The sequence below is a fragment of the Delftia sp. DS1230 genome, assembly GCF_040112715.1.
GTDB classification, from domain to species: Bacteria; Pseudomonadota; Gammaproteobacteria; order Burkholderiales; family Burkholderiaceae_C; genus Comamonas; species Comamonas tsuruhatensis.
Map to the genome: position 1 here is coordinate 1039070 of NZ_CP157763.1, position 23102 is coordinate 1062171.

Annotated in this window: 19 protein-coding genes; 14 read left to right on the forward strand and 5 right to left on the reverse strand. The window is 67.5% G+C overall.

Translation table 11 applies throughout. The features are described from left to right. Position 1: 1 nt before the first annotated feature. A complete protein-coding gene (gene ilvA / locus AAN986_RS04685; protein WP_047218865.1) occupies positions 2–1555 on the reverse strand; it encodes a threonine ammonia-lyase, biosynthetic in 1554 nt (517 codons plus the stop codon). A gap of 366 nt (positions 1556–1921) precedes the next feature. Here ilvA and AAN986_RS04690 point away from each other — a divergent pair, with 366 nt between their 5' ends. After that, a complete protein-coding gene (locus tag AAN986_RS04690; protein WP_016448724.1) occupies positions 1922–2374 on the forward strand; it encodes an OsmC family protein in 453 nt (150 codons plus the stop codon). A 118-nt stretch (positions 2375–2492) separates the two neighbouring features. On the opposite strand, the gene coq7 is transcribed toward AAN986_RS04690, so the two are convergent. Continuing rightward, the gene (gene coq7 / locus AAN986_RS04695) at positions 2493–3110 is read right to left on the reverse strand and encodes a 2-polyprenyl-3-methyl-6-methoxy-1,4-benzoquinone monooxygenase (RefSeq protein ID WP_016448723.1); all 618 of its coding nucleotides are present in this window, start codon (positions 3108–3110) and stop codon (positions 2493–2495) included. Between the two features lie 331 nt (positions 3111–3441). Between coq7 and AAN986_RS04700 the strand changes: the two genes are divergently transcribed. From AAN986_RS04700 to AAN986_RS04710, 3 genes are all read left to right on the forward strand, one after another. Continuing rightward, positions 3442–4497, forward strand: coding sequence for a porin (locus tag AAN986_RS04700; protein WP_016448722.1), 1056 nt, complete (start codon positions 3442–3444; stop codon positions 4495–4497). 182 nt (positions 4498–4679) lie between these two features. Further along, on the forward strand, positions 4680–5828 hold the full coding sequence (locus tag AAN986_RS04705; protein ID WP_016448721.1) for a porin: 1149 nt from the start codon (positions 4680–4682) through the stop codon (positions 5826–5828). A gap of 134 nt (positions 5829–5962) precedes the next feature. Next, a complete protein-coding gene (locus AAN986_RS04710; protein ID WP_016448720.1) occupies positions 5963–7189 on the forward strand; it encodes a M20 aminoacylase family protein in 1227 nt (408 codons plus the stop codon). Positions 7190–7204: 15 nt separating this feature from the next. On the opposite strand, the gene AAN986_RS04715 is transcribed toward AAN986_RS04710, so the two are convergent. Beyond that, positions 7205–7807 (reverse strand): TetR/AcrR family transcriptional regulator, encoded by a 603-nt coding sequence (locus AAN986_RS04715; protein ID WP_016448719.1) that lies wholly within the window; start codon positions 7805–7807, stop codon positions 7205–7207. Positions 7808–8012: 205 nt separating this feature from the next. Between AAN986_RS04715 and fabF the strand changes: the two genes are divergently transcribed. Continuing rightward, a complete protein-coding gene (gene fabF / locus AAN986_RS04720; protein ID WP_047218864.1) occupies positions 8013–9299 on the forward strand; it encodes a beta-ketoacyl-ACP synthase II in 1287 nt (428 codons plus the stop codon). Positions 9300–9326: 27 nt separating this feature from the next. Here the strand turns inward: fabF and AAN986_RS04725 are convergent, their stop codons facing one another. Then, positions 9327–10172, reverse strand: a complete 846-nt coding sequence (locus tag AAN986_RS04725; protein WP_016448717.1) for an SIS domain-containing protein — start codon at positions 10170–10172, stop codon at positions 9327–9329. A 208-nt stretch (positions 10173–10380) separates the two neighbouring features. On the opposite strand from AAN986_RS04725, the gene tal reads away from it, so the two are divergent. The 3 genes from tal (at position 10381) to AAN986_RS04740 (ending at position 14089) form a co-directional block, all read left to right on the forward strand. Beyond that, on the forward strand, positions 10381–11334 hold the full coding sequence (gene tal, locus AAN986_RS04730) for a transaldolase (RefSeq protein WP_046988172.1): 954 nt from the start codon (positions 10381–10383) through the stop codon (positions 11332–11334). A 4-nt stretch (positions 11335–11338) separates the two neighbouring features. Then, positions 11339–12958 (forward strand): glucose-6-phosphate isomerase, encoded by a 1620-nt coding sequence (pgi, locus tag AAN986_RS04735; RefSeq protein WP_047218863.1) that lies wholly within the window; start codon positions 11339–11341, stop codon positions 12956–12958. Between the two features lie 231 nt (positions 12959–13189). Then, positions 13190–14089, forward strand: coding sequence for a transporter substrate-binding domain-containing protein (locus AAN986_RS04740; protein ID WP_016448714.1), 900 nt, complete (start codon positions 13190–13192; stop codon positions 14087–14089). Between the two features lie 18 nt (positions 14090–14107). On the opposite strand, the gene AAN986_RS04745 is transcribed toward AAN986_RS04740, so the two are convergent. Further along, on the reverse strand, positions 14108–15619 hold the full coding sequence (locus AAN986_RS04745) for a PLP-dependent aminotransferase family protein (protein ID WP_047218862.1): 1512 nt from the start codon (positions 15617–15619) through the stop codon (positions 14108–14110). A gap of 242 nt (positions 15620–15861) precedes the next feature. Between AAN986_RS04745 and AAN986_RS04750 the strand changes: the two genes are divergently transcribed. From AAN986_RS04750 to AAN986_RS04775, 6 genes are read left to right on the forward strand one after another with little or no spacing between them, the layout of a single operon-like run. Beyond that, the gene (locus tag AAN986_RS04750) at positions 15862–17463 is read left to right on the forward strand and encodes an ABC transporter substrate-binding protein (RefSeq protein ID WP_349335585.1); all 1602 of its coding nucleotides are present in this window, start codon (positions 15862–15864) and stop codon (positions 17461–17463) included. 17 nt (positions 17464–17480) lie between these two features. After that, positions 17481–18458, forward strand: a complete 978-nt coding sequence (locus tag AAN986_RS04755; RefSeq protein WP_047218860.1) for an ABC transporter permease — start codon at positions 17481–17483, stop codon at positions 18456–18458. Positions 18459–18462: 4 nt separating this feature from the next. Beyond that, positions 18463–19371, forward strand: a complete 909-nt coding sequence (locus tag AAN986_RS04760; RefSeq protein WP_047218859.1) for an ABC transporter permease — start codon at positions 18463–18465, stop codon at positions 19369–19371. Beyond that, positions 19371–20399 (forward strand): ABC transporter ATP-binding protein, encoded by a 1029-nt coding sequence (locus AAN986_RS04765; RefSeq protein WP_047218858.1) that lies wholly within the window; start codon positions 19371–19373, stop codon positions 20397–20399. The genes AAN986_RS04760 and AAN986_RS04765 overlap by 1 nt, the downstream gene beginning before the upstream one ends. Next, positions 20396–21418, forward strand: a complete 1023-nt coding sequence (locus AAN986_RS04770) for an oligopeptide/dipeptide ABC transporter ATP-binding protein (RefSeq protein ID WP_016450885.1) — start codon at positions 20396–20398, stop codon at positions 21416–21418. Before AAN986_RS04765 ends, AAN986_RS04770 begins: the two co-directional genes overlap by 4 nt. A gap of 19 nt (positions 21419–21437) precedes the next feature. Next, on the forward strand, positions 21438–23102 hold the full coding sequence (locus AAN986_RS04775; RefSeq protein WP_047217175.1) for an amidohydrolase: 1665 nt from the start codon (positions 21438–21440) through the stop codon (positions 23100–23102).

Below are 23102 nucleotides of genomic sequence, written 5' to 3' on the forward strand. Positions count from 1 at the left end.
CCTACTTCAGGAAGAGCTGGTAGGCAGGGTTGCCGGTTTCCTCGACCCAGGGGTAGCCCAGATTGCTCAGGAAGGCGTCGAATTTCTTGCCATCCTTGGCAGGCACCTGCATGCCGACCAGGATGCGGCCGTAGTCCGCACCCTGGTTGCGGTAATGGAACAGCGAGATGTTCCAGGTCGGCGCCATCAGGCTGAGGAACTTGAACAGTGCGCCGGGGCGCTCGGGGAAGACGAAGCGCAGCAGGCGCTCCTCCTGGGCCAGCGGCGAATGGCCGCCGACCATGTGGCGCAGATGCTCCTTGGCCATGTCGTCGAAGGTCAGGTCCAGCGCCTCGAAGCCCTGCTTCTCGAAGTTCCTGGCGATCTTCTCGGACTCGCCGCGCGCTGCCGTGGTCAGGCCCACGAAGACATGGGCCTTGTTCTCGTGGCTGATGCGGTAGTTGAACTCGGTCACGTTGCGCGGGCCGCCAGGCAGCTTGCCCACGACTTCGCAAAAGCGCTTGAAGCTGCCGCGTTCCTCGGGGATGGTCACGGCAAAAAGCGCCTCGCGCTCCTCGCCCACCTCGGCACGCTCGGCCACGAAGCGCAGCCGGTCAAAGTTCATGTTGGCGCCGCACAGGATGGCGGCATAGGTCTCGCCCCTGGTCTTGTTCTTCGCGACGTACTGCTTGATCGCCGCCACGGCCAGGGCGCCGGAGGGCTCGACGATGGAGCGCGTGTCCACGAAGATGTCTTTGATCGCGGCGCAGACGGCATCGGTATCGACCACCACGTAGTCGTCCACCAGGCCCTGAGCGATGCGGAAGGTCTCCTCGCCCACCAGCTTGACGGCCGTGCCGTCGGCGAACAGGCCCACGTCGGCCAGCTCCACGCGGTGGCCGGCGCGCACGGACTGCAGCATGGCGTCCGAATCCTTGGTGTGCACGCCGATCACCTTCACGTCGGGGCGCACGGCCTTGATGTAGTTGGCCACGCCCGAGATCAGGCCGCCGCCGCCGATGGCGACAAATACGGCATCCAGGCGCGGGCTGCCCAGCTTTTGCAGCTGGCTCAGCATTTCCATGGCAATCGTGCCCTGGCCGGCGATCACATAGGGATCGTCGAAGGGGTGCACAAAGGTCAGGCCCTTTTCCTTTTGCAGCTTGACGGCGTGCTTGTAGGCGTCGGAATAGCTTTCCCCGGCCAGTTCCACCTCGCCGCCCAGCGCCTGTACCGCATCGATCTTGACCTGCGGCGTGGTGGTGGGCATCACGATCACGGCGCGGCAACCGAGCTTGCGTGCGCCCAGCGCCACGCCTTGCGCATGGTTGCCGGCCGAGGCGCAGATCACGCCTTTTTCCAGCTGCTCGGCGGACAGGTGTGCCATCTTGTTGTAGGCGCCTCGCAGCTTGAAACTGAACACCGGCTGCTGGTCCTCGCGCTTGAGCAGCACCTTGTTGTGCAGGCGGCGGCTCAGCGCCTTGGCGGGCTCCAGGTCCGACTCCACGGCCACGTCGTACACGCGCGCGGTAAGGATCTTGGTCAGGTAGTCGGCAGGGGTCAGGGGGTGGTTCATCGTCGGCGAAAGGCTGGAGAGCAGCAGGCCGGGAGGCGGCCTGTCGGTGTCAGGCGGCCATCATAGGCGCTTGTGACTCATGCTGCAGTGCAGCGTCCAGGCTGGGCCAGGGACGACGAAGGCAAAAAAAAGCCCCAGGCTGTAAAGCCGGGGGCTGAATCCACCAATAGAGGAGGTGGAGGAGACAACTGGTGCGATGCAGGGTGAAGTTGGTTCACAATCTGCAGTCCATCTGGAGGGGTGTCCGGGTTAACCCTTCAGATAACGCTTGGGTGCATTGTATGCACGGCAGGTGCTGCGTTGCAACAAAATCAGGGTTTTTGTGTAGTTGATGCAAAATAGCAACAGTTTTTTGAGGACGCAACAATGGAATGCACAGTGAGTTGGACAGGCGGCACGACCGGCATGCGCTCGGGCATGGGCTTCGTGGCGGAAACGGGCAGCGGCCATGTGGTCAATATGGACGGGGCGCCGGATGCGGCCAATCCTGCCAATGGAGGCCAGAACCAGGCACCCCGCCCCATGGAAATGCTGCTGGCAGGCGCAGGCGGCTGCACGGCCTACGACGTGGTGCTGATCCTCAAGCGCGGCAGGCACGCGGTCAAAGGCTGCAGCGTCAAGCTCACTTCGGAGCGCGCGGACACCGACCCCAAGGTGTTCACCAAGATCCACATGCAGTTCACCGTCAGCGGCACCGGCCTGCCAGCGGGCGCGGTGGAGCGGGCCATTGCCATGAGCCACGACAAATACTGCTCGGCCACCATCATGCTGGGCAAGACGGCCGAGATCACCACGGGGTTCGACATCGTCGAGGCCTGATGCGTCTGGGGGCTTGGGTCCGTGCCTCGGCAGGGACTCGCCAAGAATGAAGAAAGCGGGCCGGGCCCGCTTCTTTTTTGGCTGGATGCAGCTCCCGTCGTTTCAGAAGCTTCGGATCTCAGATGCGGTGAGCGGTCGTCGTCATGACCTTGGCGGCCAGGCGCATCAAGGCGCGGGCGGGGGGCGGCAATTCCAGGGCACCGGCTTCGCGCGCAGCGGCGGCATGGCGTTCCTCGTCATCCTTCATGCGGGCCACCACGGCCAGCGAAGGGCGGTCCTCCTCGGGCAGACGGCCCAGATGGGATTCCAGGTGGGCGGAAACCTGCTCCTCGGTCTCCACCACGAAGCCCAGGCTGGCGGCGTCACTGATCTTGGCGGCCACCACGCCGATGGCGAATGCCCCGGCGAACCACAGCGGGTTCAGCAGGCTGGGTCGGTCGCCCAGGGCGTTGAGCCGGTCGCGGGTCCATGCCAGATGGTCGGTTTCCTCGCGGGCCGCCTCCAGCAGATGCTCGCGCAGCACCATGTCGCGCGTCACCATGGCCTGGGCGTTGTACAGCGCCTGGGCGCAGACCTCTCCGACATGATTGACGCGCATCAAGGCGCCCGACAGGCGGCGCTGTGCCTCGGTCAGCTCACCCTCCGCGATGCCGGTGGCGGGAGAGCGCTCGGCCGCGGAAGGCTGTGCAAACAGGGTGCGAAGCGCCGCATCGGCGGCAGTCAGTATCTTGTCCATGGGCGGTCCCTAGAGCGGAAAATCTTGGCAAATTCAGGGTCTGAACGGTACACCAGGACGACATGCCCTCTCTTTGTGCAAGCGCAACAAGGCCGGCGCGATGTTCGGGTTGGGCCTGATTGTGTTGGTCTGCAGGTTTGTTGCGGCAGTGCAACGAAAAACGGGGGTTCAAGCCCGTTTGTGGGTGAATTTCTTTGCATGGGCAGCGGCGGTCTGGTGCAATAGGCCCTAACTTCCCCACCAGGAGGTTGGCGCGGGAAACCGGTGGAGCCTCAGGCCAAGCCTCTCTTCCTCACGACCGGCGCCCTTCTAAACCTTGGAGTAACTCGTAATGAAAAAATCTCTGATTGCCCTGGCAGTGCTGGCTGCTTCCGGCGCCGCAATGGCTCAATCCTCCGTGACCCTGTTCGGTATCGTGGACACCAACGTTGCCTACGTGAACAAGGACGCAGCTGGCGACAGCCGTTATGGTCTGGGCACCAGCGGCGCTTCCACGAGCCGTCTGGGCCTGCGCGGCACGGAAGACCTGGGTGGTGGTCTGAAGGCTGGCTTCTGGCTGGAAGGCGAAATCTTCGGTGACGATGGCAACGCCAGCGGCTTCAACTTCAAGCGTCGTTCCACCGTGAGCCTGTCGGGCAACTTCGGTGAAGTGCGCCTGGGCCGTGACCAAGTTCCGACCTTCCAAAAGCTGACCTCCTACGACCTGTTCAGCGCCACCGGTATCGGCCAGTTCATGGGCTTCCGTAACTGGGCTGCTGGCCAAGGCGCCGACGACAACGGCATCCGCGCTAACAACCTGATCTCGTACTACACCCCCAACTTCGGCGGTTTCAACGCCGGCTTTGGCTACGCTTTCGACGAAAAGCAAACCATCGGTACTGCTGACAGCGTCGGCCGTTACATCGGCGGTTACGTTGCATACGACAACGGCCCCCTGAGCGCCAGCCTGGGCGTTGCCCAGCAAAAGACTGCCGTTGGCGGCCTGGCTACCGACCGTGACGAAATCACCCTGGGTGCTTCGTACAACTTCGGCGTTGCCAAGCTGAGCGGCCTGCTGCAACAGACCAAGTTCAAGCGCGACATCGGCGGCGACATCAAGACCAACTCCTACATGCTGGGCGCTTCGGCTCCCGTGGGCGGCGTGGGCGAAGTCAAGCTGCAGTACGCTCTGTACGACCAGAAGGCCATCGACTCCAAGGCTCACCAGATCACTCTGGGCTACGTGCACAACCTGTCCAAGCGCACCTCTCTGTACGGCAACCTGGCATTCCTGAAGAACAAGGATGCTTCGACCCTGGGCCTGCAAGCCAAGGGCGTGTACGCTGGTGGCGTGCAAGCTGGCGAAAGCCAGACTGGCGTGCAAGTCGGTATCCGCCACGCTTTCTAATGAATGGCTGGCGTAAGCCAGTTGCCATTTGAAGCAAAAAAGAGCCAGTCTTCGGACTGGCTCTTTTGTTTTGTGCTAGGGAAAGACCTGTGTTGTGCTTGTGCCAACGGTGACGAGGCGGGAAAAGCGTTTCTAGAATGAAATTTCCACCAACCAATCGTTAACAAGAGAGAGACAACACAATGAATTCTTCATTCGTGAAAAAGAGCGTGGCACTGGCGGTGTTGGCAGCAACGGCACCCTTGGCAGCATTCGCCCAGCAAAGCAGCGTACAGCTGTACGGCATCGTCGATGCCGGCGTGCGCCACACCACCAATGAAGGCCCGACCAAGAGCGGCAAGACCCAGATGATCGGCGGCGGCATGTCGCAAAGCCGCTGGGGCATCAACATCACCGAGGACCTGGGCGGCGGTCTGGCAGCCATTGCCAACCTGGAAGCCCGTTTCCTCACCGACACCGGCGAGCAGGCTGCGGCCAGCTACTTCCAGCAATCCTGGGTGGGCCTGCGCAGCAAGAGCTTCGGCCAGATCACCCTGGGTCGCCAGTACAACATGCTGTTCGATCTGGTGACGTCCACCTATGCCTCCTTCCCGTATTCGCCGTACATGGAGGCCTACAAGCCTGAAATCGGCATGTCCATGGGCGCGCGCGCCAGCAACATGGTCAAGTACCTGGCCGAGTTCGGCCCCGTGCGCGGCGCATTGCAGTATTCGTTCGACGAGAACAACACCTTCGACAAGGTCGGCACTGGCGTGGTGCCCGGTGGCGCCATCAAGACGGCCGGCGGCTATCTGCGCTACTCGCAAAGCGGCATTTCCGCAGGCGCCGGCTACCTGGGTACGACGCTGCCGGCCGGCACCAAGGTCGATGCCTATACCCTGGGCGGCTCCTACCGCGTGGGTCCCTGGTACGTCAACCTGGGCTACGGCCTGAACAAGCGCAAGGACGCATTCCCGGCGGCAACCGCAGGCGGTGGATTCGACCAGGCCATCCTCAACTCCTTCTGGACGGGTTCGTCCAACGGCGGCTTCGTGGCCGGCGACGCCAACAAGCGCCAGATGTACAAGATGGGCTTCGGCTACCAGATCACGCCCCAGATCAATGTGGGCGCGCATTACTACCATGCCAAGCAGTCGGGCTCGGGCACGGGCAATTTCAATGGCAAGGCAGACTTCCTGGTGGCGGTGCTCGACTACGCCTTCTCCAAGCGTACGGATGCCTATGTGGCCCTGGACCACACCAAGACCAGTGGCGGCTCGGGCGTGATGCTCGACGCCAATGGTGCCACCAAGCGCACGGGCTTCACCGTCGGCCTGCGCCATCGCTTCTGAGCGCGCGGCGTTTGCGCAACGGATGGCCTCCTTCGGGAGGCCTTTTTGTTTCCTGTCGATGGGCTGACGGTGGGCGGGCGCGATTTCCTGCGTTAAGGTAATGCGCAGGCCAATGAAGCGAAAGAACCAAGGCGATGGAAGCCACTCGATACAAGGCAGGCGGTCGGGTCTTTGCCCAGATCGCTCAGTACCACCCCGAGCTGACGGCGCTGCGCCGCGAGCTGCATGCGCATCCTGAGCTGGGGTTCGAGGAGCGCTTCACGGCTGCGCGCGTCAAGGAGGCCTTGCGGCAATGCGGCGTGGACGAGATCCACGAAGGCCTGGGCACCACGGGCCTGGTGGCCGTGATCCGTGGCCAGGGGCATAGCTCGGGAGCGATGGTAGGCCTGCGTGCCGACATGGATGCACTGCCCATGGTCGAGCACAACGAATTTCCCTGGAAATCGGGCAAGCAGGGGCTGATGCACGGCTGCGGGCATGACGGCCATACGGCCATGCTGGTGGGCGCCGCCCGCTACCTGGCTGCGACACGGCGTTTCGACGGCTCGGCCGTGCTGGTCTTTCAGCCTGCCGAGGAAGGGCGCGGCGGCGCGCGGGCCATGATTGCCGATGGTCTTTTCGACCGCTTTCCGATGCAGGCCGTGTACGCCATGCACAACTGGCCCGCCATGCGTGCGGGCACGGTGGGCATCAACATGGGCGCGATGATGGCGGCTGCCGACCGCATCACCATCGAGATCACGGGGCGCGGCGGCCACGGCGCCCATCCCTACCAGACGGTGGACGTGGTGCTGGCGGCCGCGCACATCACCACGGCGGTGCAGAGCATCGTCTCGCGCAATGTGCGCGCCATCGACAGTGCCGTCATCAGCCTGTGTGCCGTGCAGGCCGGGGACCTGGGCGCCTTCAGCGTGATGCCGGGCACGGCAACGCTGGTGGGAACCGTGCGGACCTTCGATCCCGCCGTGCAGGACCGTGTCGAGCAGCGACTGCAGGAGTTGTGCAGCGCGGTGGCGCTGGGGCTGGGTGCCACGGCCAAGGTCAACTACGAGCGCATCTATCCCGCCACCATCAATTCCCCCACGGAGGCCGCCTTTGCGGCCGACGTGGCCCAGGCGCTGGTGGGCGTGGAGAACCTGGACCGGCAGCTGGAGCCCAGCATGGGCGCGGAGGATTTTTCCTTCATGCTGCAGCACAAACCCGGCGCCTACCTGCGCCTGGGGCAATCCACGGGCGCCCAGCCCGGGGTGCCGCTGCACAGCAGCCGGTATGACTTCAACGACGAGGTGCTGCCGCTGGGCGCTGCCCTGCACGCCAGCCTGATCGAGCAGGCCATGCCGCTGCCTTCGCAGGACGTATAGCGCAGGCGGAGCCGGTCAGCGGGGCTGTCCCTCGATCGCAAGAAGGTGGGCCTTTACCGTTTCCAGGATCTCGTCGGACAAGGCTGGATTGGCGGCGACCGTGGCACGTGCCAGGACCAGGGCGCCCACCATGCTGCTGAGCATGGCCATGGCCTGGGCGCGCTGTGCGGCATCGGGTGCCTGATCGTCGCCAAGTGTGCCGATCACGCGCGCAAACCTGCCGATGTTGCGTTCCACCCCTTCGGCGAACACCGCTGAAAGATCACCACCTGCCCGAGCCACGTCCACGGCCAGCGCCGCAGCGGGGCAGCCCTCGCCGGGGCTGTCGCGGTGCTGCGGCGACAGATAGGACTGCACGCGCGCGGCAAGGCTGCCGGCCTGTTCACCCTGCAGGCCGTCCAGCGGCGCGATGGACCAGTCGAAGGCGCGTGCGCAGGCTTCGCGCACCAGCGCGTCCTTGGATTCGAAGTGGCGATAGAGCCCGCCGTGGGTGAGTCCCGCGCCGCGCGTCACCTCGGCCACGCCGACGCCGTCCAGCCCGTGCTCGCGGTACAGCCGCGCAGCGGCTTCGAGGATGTCCTGCCGGTTCTGCGCGGCCTGGGCTTTCGTGACTTTCATGTGCACTGTCCAATGATTATGGTTGTCATCAAAATGCGTTTATGATGACGGCCATCATCATAAGTCCGTGCCTGCAGGCAATGCTCACCATCTGCGGCAGGGGCTGTGCACTCTACAGGGAAGAACCGATGAACGCCTCTTCAATCCCGAGCAGCCTGTGCCCCGTGCGCGCTGCAGTCTCTGCATGGTCCATCAGGGAGCGTTCATGAGCACGGGTCCTCTCGCACGCCGCGTGGTCATCACGGGCATGGGCATGGTCTCGCCGCTGGGTCGGGGCACTGAATTGGCCTGGCGCCGGCTGCTGTCCGGCGCATCGGGCCTGAGCCGGCTGCCCGAGGATCTGGCGCCTGATGTGCCGGGCCAGGTGGCAGGCCAGGTGCCCGACCTGGCCCGCGACCCGGAAGGCGGCTGGGACATCGATGCCGTGGTCTCGCCCAAGGACCAGCGCAAGATGGACCGCTTCATCCCGCTGGCGCTGGACGCATCGGACCAGGCGCTGGCCCAGGCCGGCTGGCAGCCGGCCAGCGAGCAGGAGCGCACGCGCACGGCCTGCATCATTGGCTCGGGCATCGGCGGCTTTGGCGCCATTGCCCAGGCCGTGCGCACCACGGACAGCCGGGGGGTGTCGCGCCTGTCGCCCTTCACCGTACCGTCTTTCCTGGTCAATCTCGCGGCCGGGCATGTGTCGATACGCCATGGGCTCAAGGGACCGCTGGGTGCACCGGTCACCGCCTGCGCAGCCAGCGTGCAGGCCCTGGGCGACGGCCTGCGCATGATCCGTTCGGGCGAGGCCGACGTGGCGCTGTGCGGCGGCGCCGAGGCAGCCATCGACCGCGTGAGCCTGGGTGCGTTCGCGGCGGCCAAGGCCCTTTCCACGGGATACAACGACCGGCCCGAAGAGGCCTCACGCCCCTTCGACGCGGGCCGCGACGGCTTTGTCATGGGCGAGGGCGCGGGCGCCCTGGTGCTGGAGGGGCTGGACCACGCCCTGGCGCGCGGCGCCGTGCCGCTGGCCGAAGTGGTGGGCTACGGCACCAGTGCCGATGCCTATCACATCACCTCGGGCCCGGAAGATGGCGACGGCGCGCGCCGCAGCATGGCACAGGCGCTGGCCATGGCCGGGCTGTCGCCGGATCAGTTGCAGTACCTCAATGCCCACGCCACCTCCACGCCCGTGGGCGACCGGGGCGAGCTGGCAGCCATGCGCTCCCTGTTTGGCGAGGGCAGCGGCGTGGCGATCAGCTCCACCAAGTCGGCCACGGGCCATTTGCTGGGCGCGGCGGGCGCGGTGGCGGCCATCTTCACGGTGCTGGCGCTGCGCGACCAGATGGCGCCGGCCACGCGCAATCTCGTGGAGCCCGATCCCCTGGCCCAGGGGCTGGACCTGATCGCCGGCGCGGCCAGGCCCTGGGCCATGGAGCATGCCCTGGTCAACGGTTTCGGCTTTGGTGGCGTCAACGCCTCGCTGGTGCTCAGGCGCTGGCAGGGCTGAACGAGGCGGGTGGGCCTGGGGCCGGTGCTACGTGTAGCGCTTGGCCCGCAGGTTGTTCTTCATCTGCTCCAGCGCAGGCTGCAGGGCCGGGCCGATGCGCAGCGCCACGCAGGTGGCCAGCACGTCGATGACCAGCAGGTGCAGCAGGCGCGACACCATGGGGCTGTAGCGGTCGTAGCCCTCGGGATGGTCGGCGGCCAGATGGATGTGGCAGGCCGAGGCCAGGGGCGAGCCGCTGGCGGTGATGGCAATCGTGGTGGCGCCGTTCTTGCGCGCGATGTCGGCCGCGTCCATCAGGTCGCGCGTGCGGCCCGAGTTGGAAATGATCACCGCGCAGTCGCCGGGTCCCAGCAGGGTGGCGCTCATCACCTGCATGTGGCCGTCGCTGGTGGCCAGGCTGGTCACGCCCAGGCGAAAGAACTTGTGCTGCGCGTCCTGCGCCACGATGCCCGAGTTGCCCGCGCCGTAGAACTCGATGCGCCGGCCTGTCTGCCAGGTCGAGGCGATGGCCTGCGCCGCCTGCTCTATGGCCGTGGTGCTGGCGGCATTGCGGTATTGCAGGAAGGCGGCCACGGCGTTGTCCACCACCTTGACCATCACGTCGCTGGTCTTGTCGTCGGTGTCCACGCTGCGGTGGATGAAGGGCACGCCCTCGCTGACGCTGCCGGCCAGCTTGAGCTTGAAGTCGGCCAGGCCGTCGTAGCCCATGCTGCGGCAAAAGCGCACCACCGTCGGCTTGCTGACATGGGCTCGCTCGGCCAGTTCGCGCACCGGCTGCCGTGCGAAGGCCCGTGGATCGGCCAGCACCAGGCGGGCCACGCGTTGTTCGGCGGGAGCAAGCGAGGGCAGCGAGGCGGTGATGCGGTCCAGCATTAGGCGGTGGGCGTTGTTCTATGGGTAAAGGGAAGCGGTTGCCGCAAGGCAGGTCCAGCGCGCATTTTGCATGAGCGGCAGCCTTCGCTTACTTTCCTGACGCCAATGCAAACCATGCGCGCGCATACACTCGGAGGATTTGCCGGTACAACCGCACCGCCCTGGTGCGATGCCGCCCCTCGCCAGGCTCCCGCCCAAAGGATGTTCCATGAACCAGCTTGATGCGCTTCGACAGTACACGACCGTGGTGGCCGATACCGGCGACTTCCACCAACTGGCCCAGTTCCAGCCGCGGGATGCGACCACCAATCCCTCGCTCATCCTCAAGGCGGTGCAAAAGCCCGAGTACGCACCGCTGATGCGCGCCACCGTGGCCCAGTACAAGGGCCGCCGCCTCGACGAAGTCATGGACCGCATGCTGGTGCGCTTCGGCTGCGAGATCCTGAACACCATTCCGGGCCGCGTCTCCACCGAAGTCGATGCGCGCCTGTCCTTCAATACCTCGGCCACCGTGGCACGTGCCGAGCGCCTGATCGAGCTGTACCAGGCCGAAGGCGTGCACATCGACCGCGTGCTCATCAAGATCGCCTCCACCTGGGAAGGCATCGAGGCGGCGCGCCAGCTGGAGCTGCGCGGCATCCACACCAACCTCACCCTGCTGTTCTCGTTCTCCCAGGCCGTGGCCTGCGGCCAGGCCAAGGTGCAGCTGATCTCGCCCTTCGTGGGCCGCATCTACGACTGGTACAAGAAGCAGGCCGGCGCCCAGTGGGACGAGGCCGCCATGGCCGGCGCCAACGATCCCGGCGTGCGCTCCGTGCGCGCCATCTACGAGCACTACAAGCACTTCGGCATCGCCACCGAGGTCATGGGCGCGAGCTTTCGCAACACGGGCCAGATCGTGGCGCTGGCGGGCTGCGACCTGCTGACCATCGCCCCCGAACTGCTGGCCCAGCTGGGCGCCAGCGATGCGCCCCTGGCGCGCGCCCTGGACCCCGAGGCCGCGCGGACCCTGGCCCTCGATCCCGTGCACTACGACGAGGCCGGTTTCCGCCTGGCCCTCAACGAGGACGCCATGGCCACCGAGAAGCTGGCCGAAGGCATACGCGCCTTCGCTGCCGACACCCGCAAGCTCGAAGCATTGATGCAGCAGGCCGCAGACTGATTGGATGAAGATCTTGCCCGTTTTGTGCAACACCTTGCCGGCCTGGTCGGCACTTGAACGCCATTTCAACGAAGACATCCGGTCCCTGGATCTGCGCCAGGCCTTTGCCGCGGACGCGGGCCGGCTGGACGCGCTGAGCCAGCAGGCCCCGCATGTCTTCGCCGACCTGTCCAAGAACCTCTGGACCGAAGCCACCGAGACGCTGCTGCGCGAGCTGGCGCAGCAGACCGGCGTGCTGGCCCAGCGCGACGCCATGCTGGCCGGCGAGCCCGTCAACTGCACCGAAGGCCGTGCCGTCATGCACTGGCTGCTGCGCATGCCGCGTGACGGCGGCCAGCTGCGCCACTGCGCCACCGTGCAGCAGTGGCAGCCGGCCATGCACGAGGCGCTGGGCCAGGTGCACGAGACGCTGGACGCCATGCTGGCCCTGGCCGAGCAGGTGCGTGGCGACGAGGGCATCACCGACATCGTGAACATCGGCATCGGCGGCTCGCACCTGGGCCCCGAAGTGGTGGTCAATGCGCTGGAGGACTGGGTCGATGCGGGCAAGAATTTCCATTTCGTCTCCAACGTCGATGGCCATGAGCTCGGCCATGTGCTGCGCCGCGTGCGCCCGCACAGCACGCTGTTCCTGATCGCCTCCAAATCCTTCACCACGGCCGAGACCATGCTCAACGCGCACTCGGCGCGCCGGTGGTTCCTGGAGCAGGGCGGCAGCGAGGACCCGCAGGCCGCATGCTCCATCGACCGGCACTTCGTGGCGCTCACCACCAATGTGCAGGCCGCAGCCGACTTCGGCATCCGCCGCACGCTGGGTTTCTGGGACTGGGTGGGCGGCCGTTTTTCGCTGTGGTCGGCCATCGGCCTGCCGGTGGCCATCGCCATCGGCGCGGCGCAGTTCCGTGCGCTGCTGGACGGCGCGCATGCCATGGACGCGCATTTCTTTTCTTCGGGCGTGGAGGGCAACCTGCCGCTGCGCCTGGGCCTGCTGGATGTCTGGTACCGCGATTTCTGCGGCTTCTCCAGCCGCTGCATTGCCCCCTACAGCCATGGCCTGCGGCGGCTGACCGCCTACCTGCAGCAGCTGGAGATGGAGAGCAACGGCAAGGGCGTGACGCGCGACGGGCAGACACTGCCCGTGCGCACGGCGCCCGTGATCTGGGGCGAGCCCGGCACCAATGGCCAGCATGCCTTCTTCCAGATGCTGCACCAGGGCCAGGACGTGATTCCCGTGGAGTTCATCGCGCTGCGCGACGGCGGCAAATACCTGGGCGCCCACCACCAGAGCCTGGTCGTCAACGCCATTGCCCAGGCCCAGGCCCTGATGGAGGGGCGCCACGGCGAGGGTGCGGAGCGCCATTGCGCGGGCAACCGGCCCAGCAGCTTCCTGCTGCTGCAGCAGCTCGATCCGGCATCGCTGGGTGCCCTGATCGCACTGTACGAGCACCGTGTCTTCTCGGCCGGTGCGGTCTGGGGCATCAACAGCTTCGACCAATGGGGCGTGGAGCTGGGCAAGCACCTGGCGCGCCAGCTGCATGCGCGCCAGGACAGCGGCGACTGGCAGGGCGTCGATGCCTCGACGCAGGGCCTCATGCACCGGCTTGCGGCAGGGTCGGCCGGCTGACCGGGCGCTGCGGGCCTGTGGCCCCCGCAGCGCACCAGCAGGGTGCCGGGTCATGTGGGTGGAGCATGACCTTCTTCCATTTCATCGTTATGCACAGGCGCCTGATTGCTCGATAGTTGATGCAATCGCCTTGACGGCGGCCCTGCTTGCATGCAGCCAGTGACGGCGGCTCGGCAGGGTGGAGGCGCAGCGCGCCTTCGGACCTGCAACAACTATCCAAGGAGACCCTCGATGCGATTCGTACTGGCCCATGTGGCGATGGCATGTGTGGTGGCGGCAACTGGCGCTGCCCATGCACAGGAAGCGGCCGGCACGCTGGACAAGATCCAGAGCACAGGCAAGGTGGTGATGGGCGTGCGCGAAAGCTCGGCGCCCATGGCCTATGCCTTCGGGACCACGCAGAAGTACGTGGGCTACCACGTCGAGCTGTGCGAGAAGGTGCTGGCCCAGATCGTGCCCAAGGCCAAGATCGAGTACATGGCCCTGACCTCGCAGAACACCATGCCCCTGGTGCAGAACGGCACCGTGGACATCGGCTGCGGCCCGACCACCAACAACCTCGCGCGCCAAAAGCAGGTGGCCTTTGCCGTGACCACCTACGTGAGCCAGGTGCGCATGGCCGTGCGTGCCGACTCGGGCATCACCTCCTTCAAGCAGCTCGACGGCAAGCCCGTGGCGGCCTCGGCCGGCACGACCGCCGTGCAGCTGCTGCGCAAGTACGGGCGCGACAATGGCGTGAACCTGCCCACCTCGCTGGGCAAGGACCATTTCGAGAGCTTTCTGATGCTCGAATCGGGCCGTGCCGATGCCTTCGTGCTGGACGACAACCTGCTGGCCGGCGTCATCGCCAACTCCAAGAACCCTGCAGGCTTCAAGATCGTGGGCGAGGTGCTGGGCTCCGAACCCATCGCCATCCTGTTTCGCCGCGACGATCCCGCCTTCAAGAAGGCCGTGGACGACGTGCTGGTGGGCATGATGGCCTCGGGCGAAGTGGCGAAGATCTACGACAAGTGGTTCGTGCAGCCCATTCCGCCCAAGAATGCCCCGTTGAACCTGCCCATGAGCGACATGCTCAAACAGCTGCTGCAAAAGCCCAACGACAAGCCGCTGGAGTCCTACGCGCAGCAGTGACCACGGGCCCGGACCCGGTCATCGCGACCGGGCCAGTTCGGCCACCGCCTGTGCCAGTGCCGCAATGCCTGCATCGATCTGATCGATGGCAATGGAGGACAGGCGCAGCCGGAAAAAGGGGCAGGGCTGGCGCGGCGTCGCAAAGAACGCGCTGCCCGCCTCGATCAGCACGCCGTGGCGGCGCGCCACGGCGGCCAGCGCATCGGCGTCCAGCCAGGCCGGCGCCTGCACCCACAGCGATGCGCCGCCCTGGGGCTGGCGGAAGATGAAATCCGGCAGGTGTGCGCGCAGCGAGCGGTCCACCTGCGCCACGCGTTCCAGCATGGCCTGGTTCACGCGGCGCGCATGGGCTTCATGGTGGCCCAGCGACAGGAACAGCGCATAGGCGTGCTGCAGAAAGGCGCTGGGGTGGCGCACCATGGCATGGCGCAGCACGCGCAACTCGTCGATCAGCGCGCGCGGCGCGACGATATAGCCCAGCCGCAGCGCGGGCGACAGGCTCTTGGACAGCGAACCCACATAGATCACACGCCCGCCCTTGTCCAGGCTCTTGAGCGCGGGCATGGGCGTGCCCTGGTAGAGGTTCTCAGCCTCGTAGTCGTCCTCGATGATCACGAAATCGCCCTGCTCGGCGCGGCGCAGCAGCTGCTCGCGCCGCTGCAGGCTCAGCGTCACGGTGGTGGGGCTCTGGTGCGAGGGCGTGACGAACAGGTAGTCCAGCGGCGGCAGGCCATCGACCACCACGCCTTCCTCGTCCACGGCCACGGGCACCCAGTGGGGGCGGCGCAGCGAAAAGGTGTTGCGCGCATGCGGGTGGCCCGGCTCCTCGAAGCCCAGCCGCTGCGAGGGGTCCAGCAGCGCGTCGGCCAGCAGGTAGAAGGCCTGCTGCGCGCCCACGGTGACCAGGATCTCTTCCTTGAGCGCGAACACCCCGCGCCGGGGCAGCAGGCGCAGGCGGATCTGCTCGATCAGGTCGGGCACGTCGTCGGTCTCGAAGTCCGGCGTCCAGTGCGGCAGCTGGGCGCGCGCCAGGCTGCGCGTGCAGCATTCCCGGAAGCCTTCGGTGGGAAACAGCGCGGGATCGTGCATGCCGTAGACGAAGGGGTAGGGGTACTCGCGCCACTGCAGCGGCTTGGACAGCGTGTGCCTGTCCGTCAGCGAGCGCAGCACGCGTGCAGACCAGTCCGGTGCGGGCTCCCCGGGACTTGCCGCAGGCAGGGCCACGGCGCCGTCCACACCGGCCAAGCGCGAATCCCGGGCCACGAACACGCCGCTGCGCGGGCGGGCTTCCAGAAAGCCTTCATCCACGAGCTGCTCGTAGACCGTGGTCACGGTATTGCGCGACACCTCCAGCAGGCGCGACAGCTCGCGTGAGGGTGGCATGGCCGCGCCGGGCGGCAGGCGGCCTTCGAGGATGGGCTGGACCAGGGCCAGGCGCAGGCGGTCCTTCAGGGGAAGGCCGGGCTGCTCGGGCAGCGCGAACAGGCGGGCCCACTGGTGGCGTGGGTCTGTGGCGGAAGGGGTGCTCATGGCGCAACGGAGGCAATCGGGGGGCGTTCTTGGCGCGGCCGGGCAGAGGGCGCGCGGTCGGCGCCATGTTGCGGTGCGGGTGCGGGCAAGTAAAGGTTTGGGCCGGCCGACGCGGGTAAACACCGGGCCTCTGGCTCCTACGTTTGGACGGCTGTGGCCCCCGCGGCCCGCGCCCTTGTTGCGTATTCTGGATTGAAGGCAGCGAGCCGCGCGGCCTGGCGATCCAACGAGGGAGACAGTCCATGCACACCATCACTTTCCGACGCCGCGCCCTGGCGGCCCTGGCCCTGGCCGGCGCGCTGGCGGGCCTGGCGGCCACGCCGCTGCAGGCCCAGGCCCAGGAGCCGCAGCGCGGCGGCACCCTGATCGTGGGCAGCACCCAGGTGCCACGGCACCTGAACGGCGCCGTGCAATCGGGCATTGCCACGGCCATGCCTTCCACCCAGCTGTTCGCCAGCCCGCTGCGCTTCGATGACCAGTGGAAGCCCCAGCCCTACCTGGCCGAGTCCTGGAAGCTGGCCGAGGACGGCAAGTCGCTGACCCTGAACCTGCGAAGGAATGCCGTGTTCCACGACGGCAAGCCCATCATCTCGGCCGACGTGGCCTTCTCCATCATGGCCATCAAGGCCAACCACCCGTTCCAGACCATGCTGGGGCCCGTGGAGAAGGTGGACACGCCCGACCCCTACACGGCCATCATCCGCATGAACGCGCCGCATCCGGCCATCCTGCTGGCCATGAGCCCGGCGCTGGCGCCCATACTGCCCAGGCACATCTATGGCGACGGTGCCGACCTCAAGACCCATGCGCGCAACAGCGCCGACGTGGTGGGCTCGGGGCCGTTCAAGCTGACCGAGTTCCGCGCGGGCCAGCGCATCGTGATGGAGCGCTTCGACAAGTTCTTCCTGCCCGGCCGGCCCTACCTGGACAAGCTGGTCTTCAACATCGTGCCCGACTCCTCCAGCCTGCTGCTGAGCCTGGAGCGCGGCGACGTGCAGATGGTGCCCTACCTGCAGGCCTCCATCGACCTGAAGCGCCTGTCCACCAATCCCCAGATCACGCTGACCGGCAAGGGCTTCGAGGGCATAGGCTCGATCAACTGGCTGGCCATCAACACCGACAGGAAGCCGCTGGACGACGTGCGCGTGCGCAAGGCCATTGCGCATGCCATCGACAAGAACTTCATCACCAAGGCGCTGATGGGCGGCTTCGCCAGCGTGGCCGACGGCCCCATCGTGGCGGCCAGCCCCTTTGCCTCGGCCGACCTGGTGCGCTATCCGCTGGACCTCAAGAAGTCGGCGGCCCTGCTGGACGAGGCCGGCCTCAAGCCCGGCGCCAATGGCGAGCGCTTCAAGATCACCATCGACTACCTGCCGGGCACGGACGAGCAGCAAAAGAACGTGGCCGAGTACGTGCGTGCCCAGCTCAAGAAGGTGGGCATCGCGGTCGAGGTGCGCGCCTCGGCTGATTTCCCGGCCTGGTCCCGGCGCCTGGCCACGCACGACTTCGACCTGTCCATGGACATCGTCTTCAACTGGGGTGATCCGGTCATCGGCGTGCACCGCAGCTACCTGTCCACCAACATCAAGCCCGTGGTCTGGACCAACACCCAGTCCTACCGCAATCCCAAGGTGGACGAGCTGCTGAACACGGCCAGCAGCACGCTGGACACGGCCGAGCGCAAGAAGCTCTATGCGGCCTTCCAGAAGACCGTGACCGACGAGCTGCCGGTGATCTTCATCAACAACTCGCCCTACCACACGGCCGCGCGCAAGAACGTGGGCAACCTGCCGACCACGGTCTGGGGGCCGGCCTCGCCCTATGACGAGATCTTTCTGAAGTAGTCGGGGAGGTGCAGTCCATGGCTTTTCTTCGCACACTCCTCAAGCGGCTGCTGCAGGGCCTGGCGCTGGTGCTGGCCGTGGTGGTGCTGAACTTCATGCTGGTGCATGCGGCGCCCGGCGATCCCGTGGAGACCATTGCCGGCGCCAGCGGCGGCATGGAGCCCGAGCTCATGGCCGAGCTGCGCACACGCTACGGGCTGGACCGGCCGCTGCCCGTGCAGCTGGGCATCTACCTGGCGCGCGTGGCCAGTGGTGATCTGGGCTACTCCTACTTCTTCAACCTGCCGGTGGCGCAGATGATTGCCGAGCGCGTGCCCGCCACCTTGCTGCTGGTGCTGGCCGCCGTGCTCACGGCCTTCGTGGTGGGCACGCTGCTGGGCGTGCTGTCCTCGCGCCGGCCCAACGGCCTGCTGTCGCAGTGCATCACCGTGCTGTCCCTGGTGGGCTTTGCGGCGCCCGTGTTCTGGACCGGCATGCTGCTGGTGCTGGCCTTTGCCTCCTGGTGGCCCGTGCTGCCGGTGTCGGGCATGCGCTCGGCCGATGCCGCAGGCGGCGCGGGCCTTGCCGACCTGCTGGACGTGGCCCGGCACCTGGTGCTGCCTGCGCTGACACTGGCCCTGGTCTACCTGGCGCAGTACAGCCGGCTGTCACGCTCGTCCATGCTGGACGTGCTGGGCGCCGACTACATCCGCACGGCGCGCGCCAAGGGGCTGGCCGAGCATGTGGTGCTCTACCGCCATGCGCTGCGCAACGCGCTGCTGCCCGTGGTGACCATGCTGGGCCTGCAGTTCGGCAACGTCATGGCCGGCGCCATCATCGTCGAGACGGTCTTCAACTGGCCGGGCCTGGGCCGGCTGGCCTTCGACTCGGTGCTGCGGCGCGACTACCCGACCGTCCTGGGCGTGCTGCTGTTCTCCTCCATCGTCGTGGTCGTGATGAACCTCGTCACCGACCTGTGCTACCGGCTGATCGATCCCCGCATCAAGGCGGCCTGAGACCATGAATGCCATCACACCACCTTCCGTGTCCGTGGCGAGCGTCGCCGCGCCGCAGGCCGCAGCCCATGCCGAGCACCCGGCGCGCGAAGCGCTGCGCATGTTCCTGCGCAACCCCTCGGCCATTGCCGGCATGGCCATGCTGCTCATCGTGCTGCTGGTGGCCATCGCCGGCCCCTGGATCTGGCCTGCGGACCCGTTCGAGATCCGCACCATGCCGCTGAGCCCGCCGTTCAGCGAGGAGGCCTGGCTGGGCAGCGACCAGCTGGGGCGCGACGTGCTCACGGGCATCATCCACGGCGGCCGCGCCACGCTGATGGTGGGCGCCTTCGCGGCTTTGCTGTCGGTGTGCATCGGCGTGACGCTGGGGGCGATGGCCGGCTACTACGGCGGCCGCGTCGATGCGCTGCTGATGCGCGTGACCGAGTTCTTCCAGGTGCTGCCTGCGCTGCTGTTCGCCATGGTGGTGGTGACGCTGTTCTCGCCCTCGCTGGTGACGGTCACGCTGGCCATCGGCAGCGTGAGCTGGCCGGCCACGGCGCGGTTGACGCGGGCCGAGTTCATGCGCATCCGCCAGCTTGAATTCGTGCGCGCGGAGAGCGCCATCGGCGCGCGCCACGGCCGCATCATCTGGAAGGTGATCCTGCCCAATGCGCTGCCGCCGCTGGTGGTGTCGGCCACGCTGGCCGTGGGCGCCGCCATCCTGTTCGAGGCCGGCCTGTCCTTCCTGGGCCTGGGTGACCCCAACCAGATGAGCTGGGGCCTGATGATCGGGTCGGCCCGCCAATACCTGCTGTCGTGCTGGTGGGCCGTGGCCTTTCCCGGTGCCGCCATCTTCGTCACCGTGCTGGCCGTCAGCCTGATCGGCGACGGCCTCAACGATGCACTCAACCCCAAGCTGAGGGAGCGCTGATGGACACCGATACCCCCCTGCTGCAAGTCAGCGGCCTGCGCGTGGCCTTCCAGGGCCGGCGCGGCCAGGCGATGGTGCTCAACGGCGTGGATTTCGATCTGCGCGCGGGCGAGACCCTGTGCGTGGTCGGCGAATCCGGCTGCGGCAAGAGCATGACGGCGCTGGCGCTGCTGCGCCTCATTCCCTCGCCTCCGGGCCGCATCACGGGCGGGCAGGTGCGCTTCCAGGGCGAGGACCTGGTGGCCGCCGGCGAGGCCCATATGCGCCAGGTGCGCGGCAACCGCATCTCCATGATCTTCCAGGAGCCGATGACCTCGCTGAACCCGGTGCTCACCGTGGGCGAGCAGATCGCCGAGCCGCTGCGCCTGCACGCTGGCCTGAACGCGGGCGCCGCGCGCCAACGCGCCGTGGAAATGCTCCGGCAGGTCGGCATCCCCGCGCCTGAGCGGCGCGTGCACGAGTACCCGCACCAGTTGTCGGGCGGCATGCGCCAGCGCGTGATGATCGCCATGGCCCTGGCCTGCCGGCCCGACATCCTGATCGCCGACGAGCCCACCACGGCGCTGGACGTGACCGTGCAGGCGCAGATCTTCGACCTGCTGCGCGAGCTGCAGCGCGACAAGGGCACGGCCATCGTGCTGATCACGCACGACATGGGGGCCGTGGCCGAGATGGCCGACCGCGTCATGGTCATGTATGCGGGCCGCGTGATCGAGCAGGGCCGCTGCGAACAGGTGCTTTCAGCGCCCGCCCATCCGTACACGCGCGGCCTGATCGCCTGCCTGCCCGAGCTGGGCAGCAGCCAGTCAGGCGGGCGCACCGAGCTGCCCGAGATCCCCGGTGTCGTGCCCTCGATCTGGGAGTTGGGCAGCGGCTGCGCCTTTCGTGCGCGCTGCCGCGAGGCCCAGCCGCGCTGCGCCAGCGAGGCGCCGCCGCTGACCGCGCTGGATGATCCATCCCACGGCGTGGCCTGCTGGCTGCACGCTCCCGCTTCCCGCATTCGCGCCCACACGGAGGCCCTGGCATGAACGCACGCATGGACGATACCCTCTTGCAGGTGGACGATCTCCAGGTCCACTTTCCGCGCCCGGGCAAGGGCCTGTTCGGCAGGCCCGAGGTGGTCAAGGCCGTGGACGGCGTGTCCTTCAGCCTGCGGCGCGGCAGCACGCTGGCCGTGGTGGGCGAGTCGGGATCGGGCAAGACCACCACGGCGCTGGCCGTGATGCGCCTGGCGCCCGTGACGGCGGGCCGCATGCAGCTGGGCGATACCGACCTGGGCGGCCTGTCGGGCGAGGCCCTGCGCCAGGCGAGGCGGCGCATGCAGATCGTGTTCCAGGACCCGTTCTCCTCGCTGAATCCGCGACAGCGCGCGGGCGATGCGGTGCGCGCTCCGCTGGACCTGATGGACGTGGGCACGCCGGCCGAGCGCGAGGCGCGCGTGGCCGAGCTGTTCACCCAGGTGGGCCTGCGGCCCGAGCAGCGCCAGCTGTTCCCGCACCAGTTCTCGGGCGGCCAGCGCCAGCGCATCAACATCGCGCGCGCCCTGGCCACGCGGCCCGAACTCGTGGTCTGCGACGAGCCCGTGTCGGCGCTGGACATCGCCATCCGCGCCCAGATCCTCAATCTGCTGGCGCGGCTGCAGCGCGAGCTGGGCCTGAGCTACCTGTTCATCTCGCACGACATGGCCGTGGTCGAGCACATCTGCGACGACATCGCCGTCATGTACCTGGGCCAGATCGTGGAGCGCGCACCGCGCCAGGCTTTCTTCGCGCGGCCGCTGCATCCCTACAGCGTGGCCCTGATGTCGGCCGTGCCCACGGTGCGCGGCGGGCGCGAGCGCGCGGCGCGGCGCATCCGGCTGGCCGGCGACCCGCCCAGTCCCATCGACCCGCCCGCGGGCTGCCGCTTCGCCGGGCGCTGCCCCGTGGCCGTGCCTGCGTGCTCGGCCGAGGCGCCACCGCTGCGCGAAGCCGCCCCCGGCCATTGGGTGCGCTGCATCCGCGTGGACCACATCGATGGCGTGCCGCGCGCGCCGCTGGCCCTTTGAACCCGGAGCACCCGCCACCATGAGCATCACCGTCTACGCCGCCCGCAAGATCATCACCATGAACCCCATGCAGCCCGAGGCCACGCACGTGGCCGTGCGCGACGGGCGCATCCTCGCGGTCGGGGACCTGGCCCGCTGCACGGCCTGGGGCGAGTGCCGCATCGACGAGCGCTTTGCCGACCAGGTGCTGCTGCCCGGGCTGGTGGAGGGCCACTGCCACCTCAAGGAAGGCAGCATGTGGGACTGGACATACACGGGCTGGTTCGACCGGCGAGACCCCGATGGCAAGACCTGGCCCGGCCTGCGCTCCATGGATGCCGTGGTGGACCGCCTGGCCGAAGTGGCGGCGCGCATGGATGCGCAGGGCCTGCCGCCCGGCCAGCCGCTGATCGCCTGGGGGTTCGATCCCATCTACTTCGGCGGCGAGCGCATGACGGTGGAGCACCTGGACCGGGCCGCAGGAGGCCGTCCCGTCGTGATCTCGCACGCCAACGGCCATTTGATGAATGTCAACAGCGCCATGCTGCGCCTGGCCGAGATCACGCGCGACAACGAGGTCGAGGGCGTGGTGCGCTTTGCACCCGGCCACGCCCTGGCCGGCGAGCCCACGGGCGAGCTGCAGGAGCCGGCCGCCATGTTCCTGGTGCTGCGCAAGATCGGCAACGCCGGGCTGCTGGCGCCCATGACCGAGGCGGGCGTGCGCTCCTTCGCCCGCCTGGCCTGCCGCCAGGGCGTGACCACGGCCACCGACCTGGTCAACAGGCTGGGCGAGCAGGACTGCCGCGTGCTGGAGGCCGCGCTGGCCGACGACCAGGTGCCCATCCGCATCCTGCCGGCCTTCCAGGCGTTTCACGGCACGCATGGCGCCGAGGCCGGTGCCGGGCATGTGCGCGCGCTCATGGCGCGCAACACCGACCGGCTGCGCTACGGCCTGGTCAAGATGATGCTGGACGGCTCCATCCAGGGCTTTTCGGCGCGCCTGCGCTGGCCCGGTCACTACAACGGCGCGCCCAACGGCATCTGGGTCACCGCGCCCGCGCAGTACGAGGCCGATTTCGAGACCTACCACCGCGCGGGCCTGCTCATCCATACGCACACCAATGGCGACGAGGCCAGCGAAGCCGCCATCGACGCCATAGGCCGCGTGCTGGCCCGCGCGCCCCGGCCCGACCATCGCCATACGCTGCAGCATGGCCAGATGATCGATGCGCCGCTGTTTCGCCGCATGGCGGCGCTGGGCCTGTGCGCCAACCTGTTCGCCAACCACCTCTGGTACTGGGGCGACCAGCACTACGAGATGACCATGGGGCCGGACCGGGCCATGCGGCTCGATGCCTGCGCCAGCGCGCTGTCTGCCGGTGTGCCGCTGGCCATTCACTCGGATGCGCCCGTCACGCCGCTGGGGCCGCTGTTCACCGCCTGGTGCGCGGTCCACCGGCTCACGCCCAAGGGCCGCGTGCTGGGCGCGGCCGAGCGCCTGACCGTGGCCCAGGCCCTGCATGCCGTCACGCTGGGAGCGGCCTGGACACTGAAGCTGGACCACGAGATCGGCAGCATCGAATGCGGCAAGCGCGCCGACTTCTGCGTGCTGGAAGACGATCCGCTGTCCCTGGACCCCATGGTGCTCAAGGACCTCAGGGTCTGGGGCACGGTGCTGTCGGGGCGCGTCTTCAAGGCGGCATGA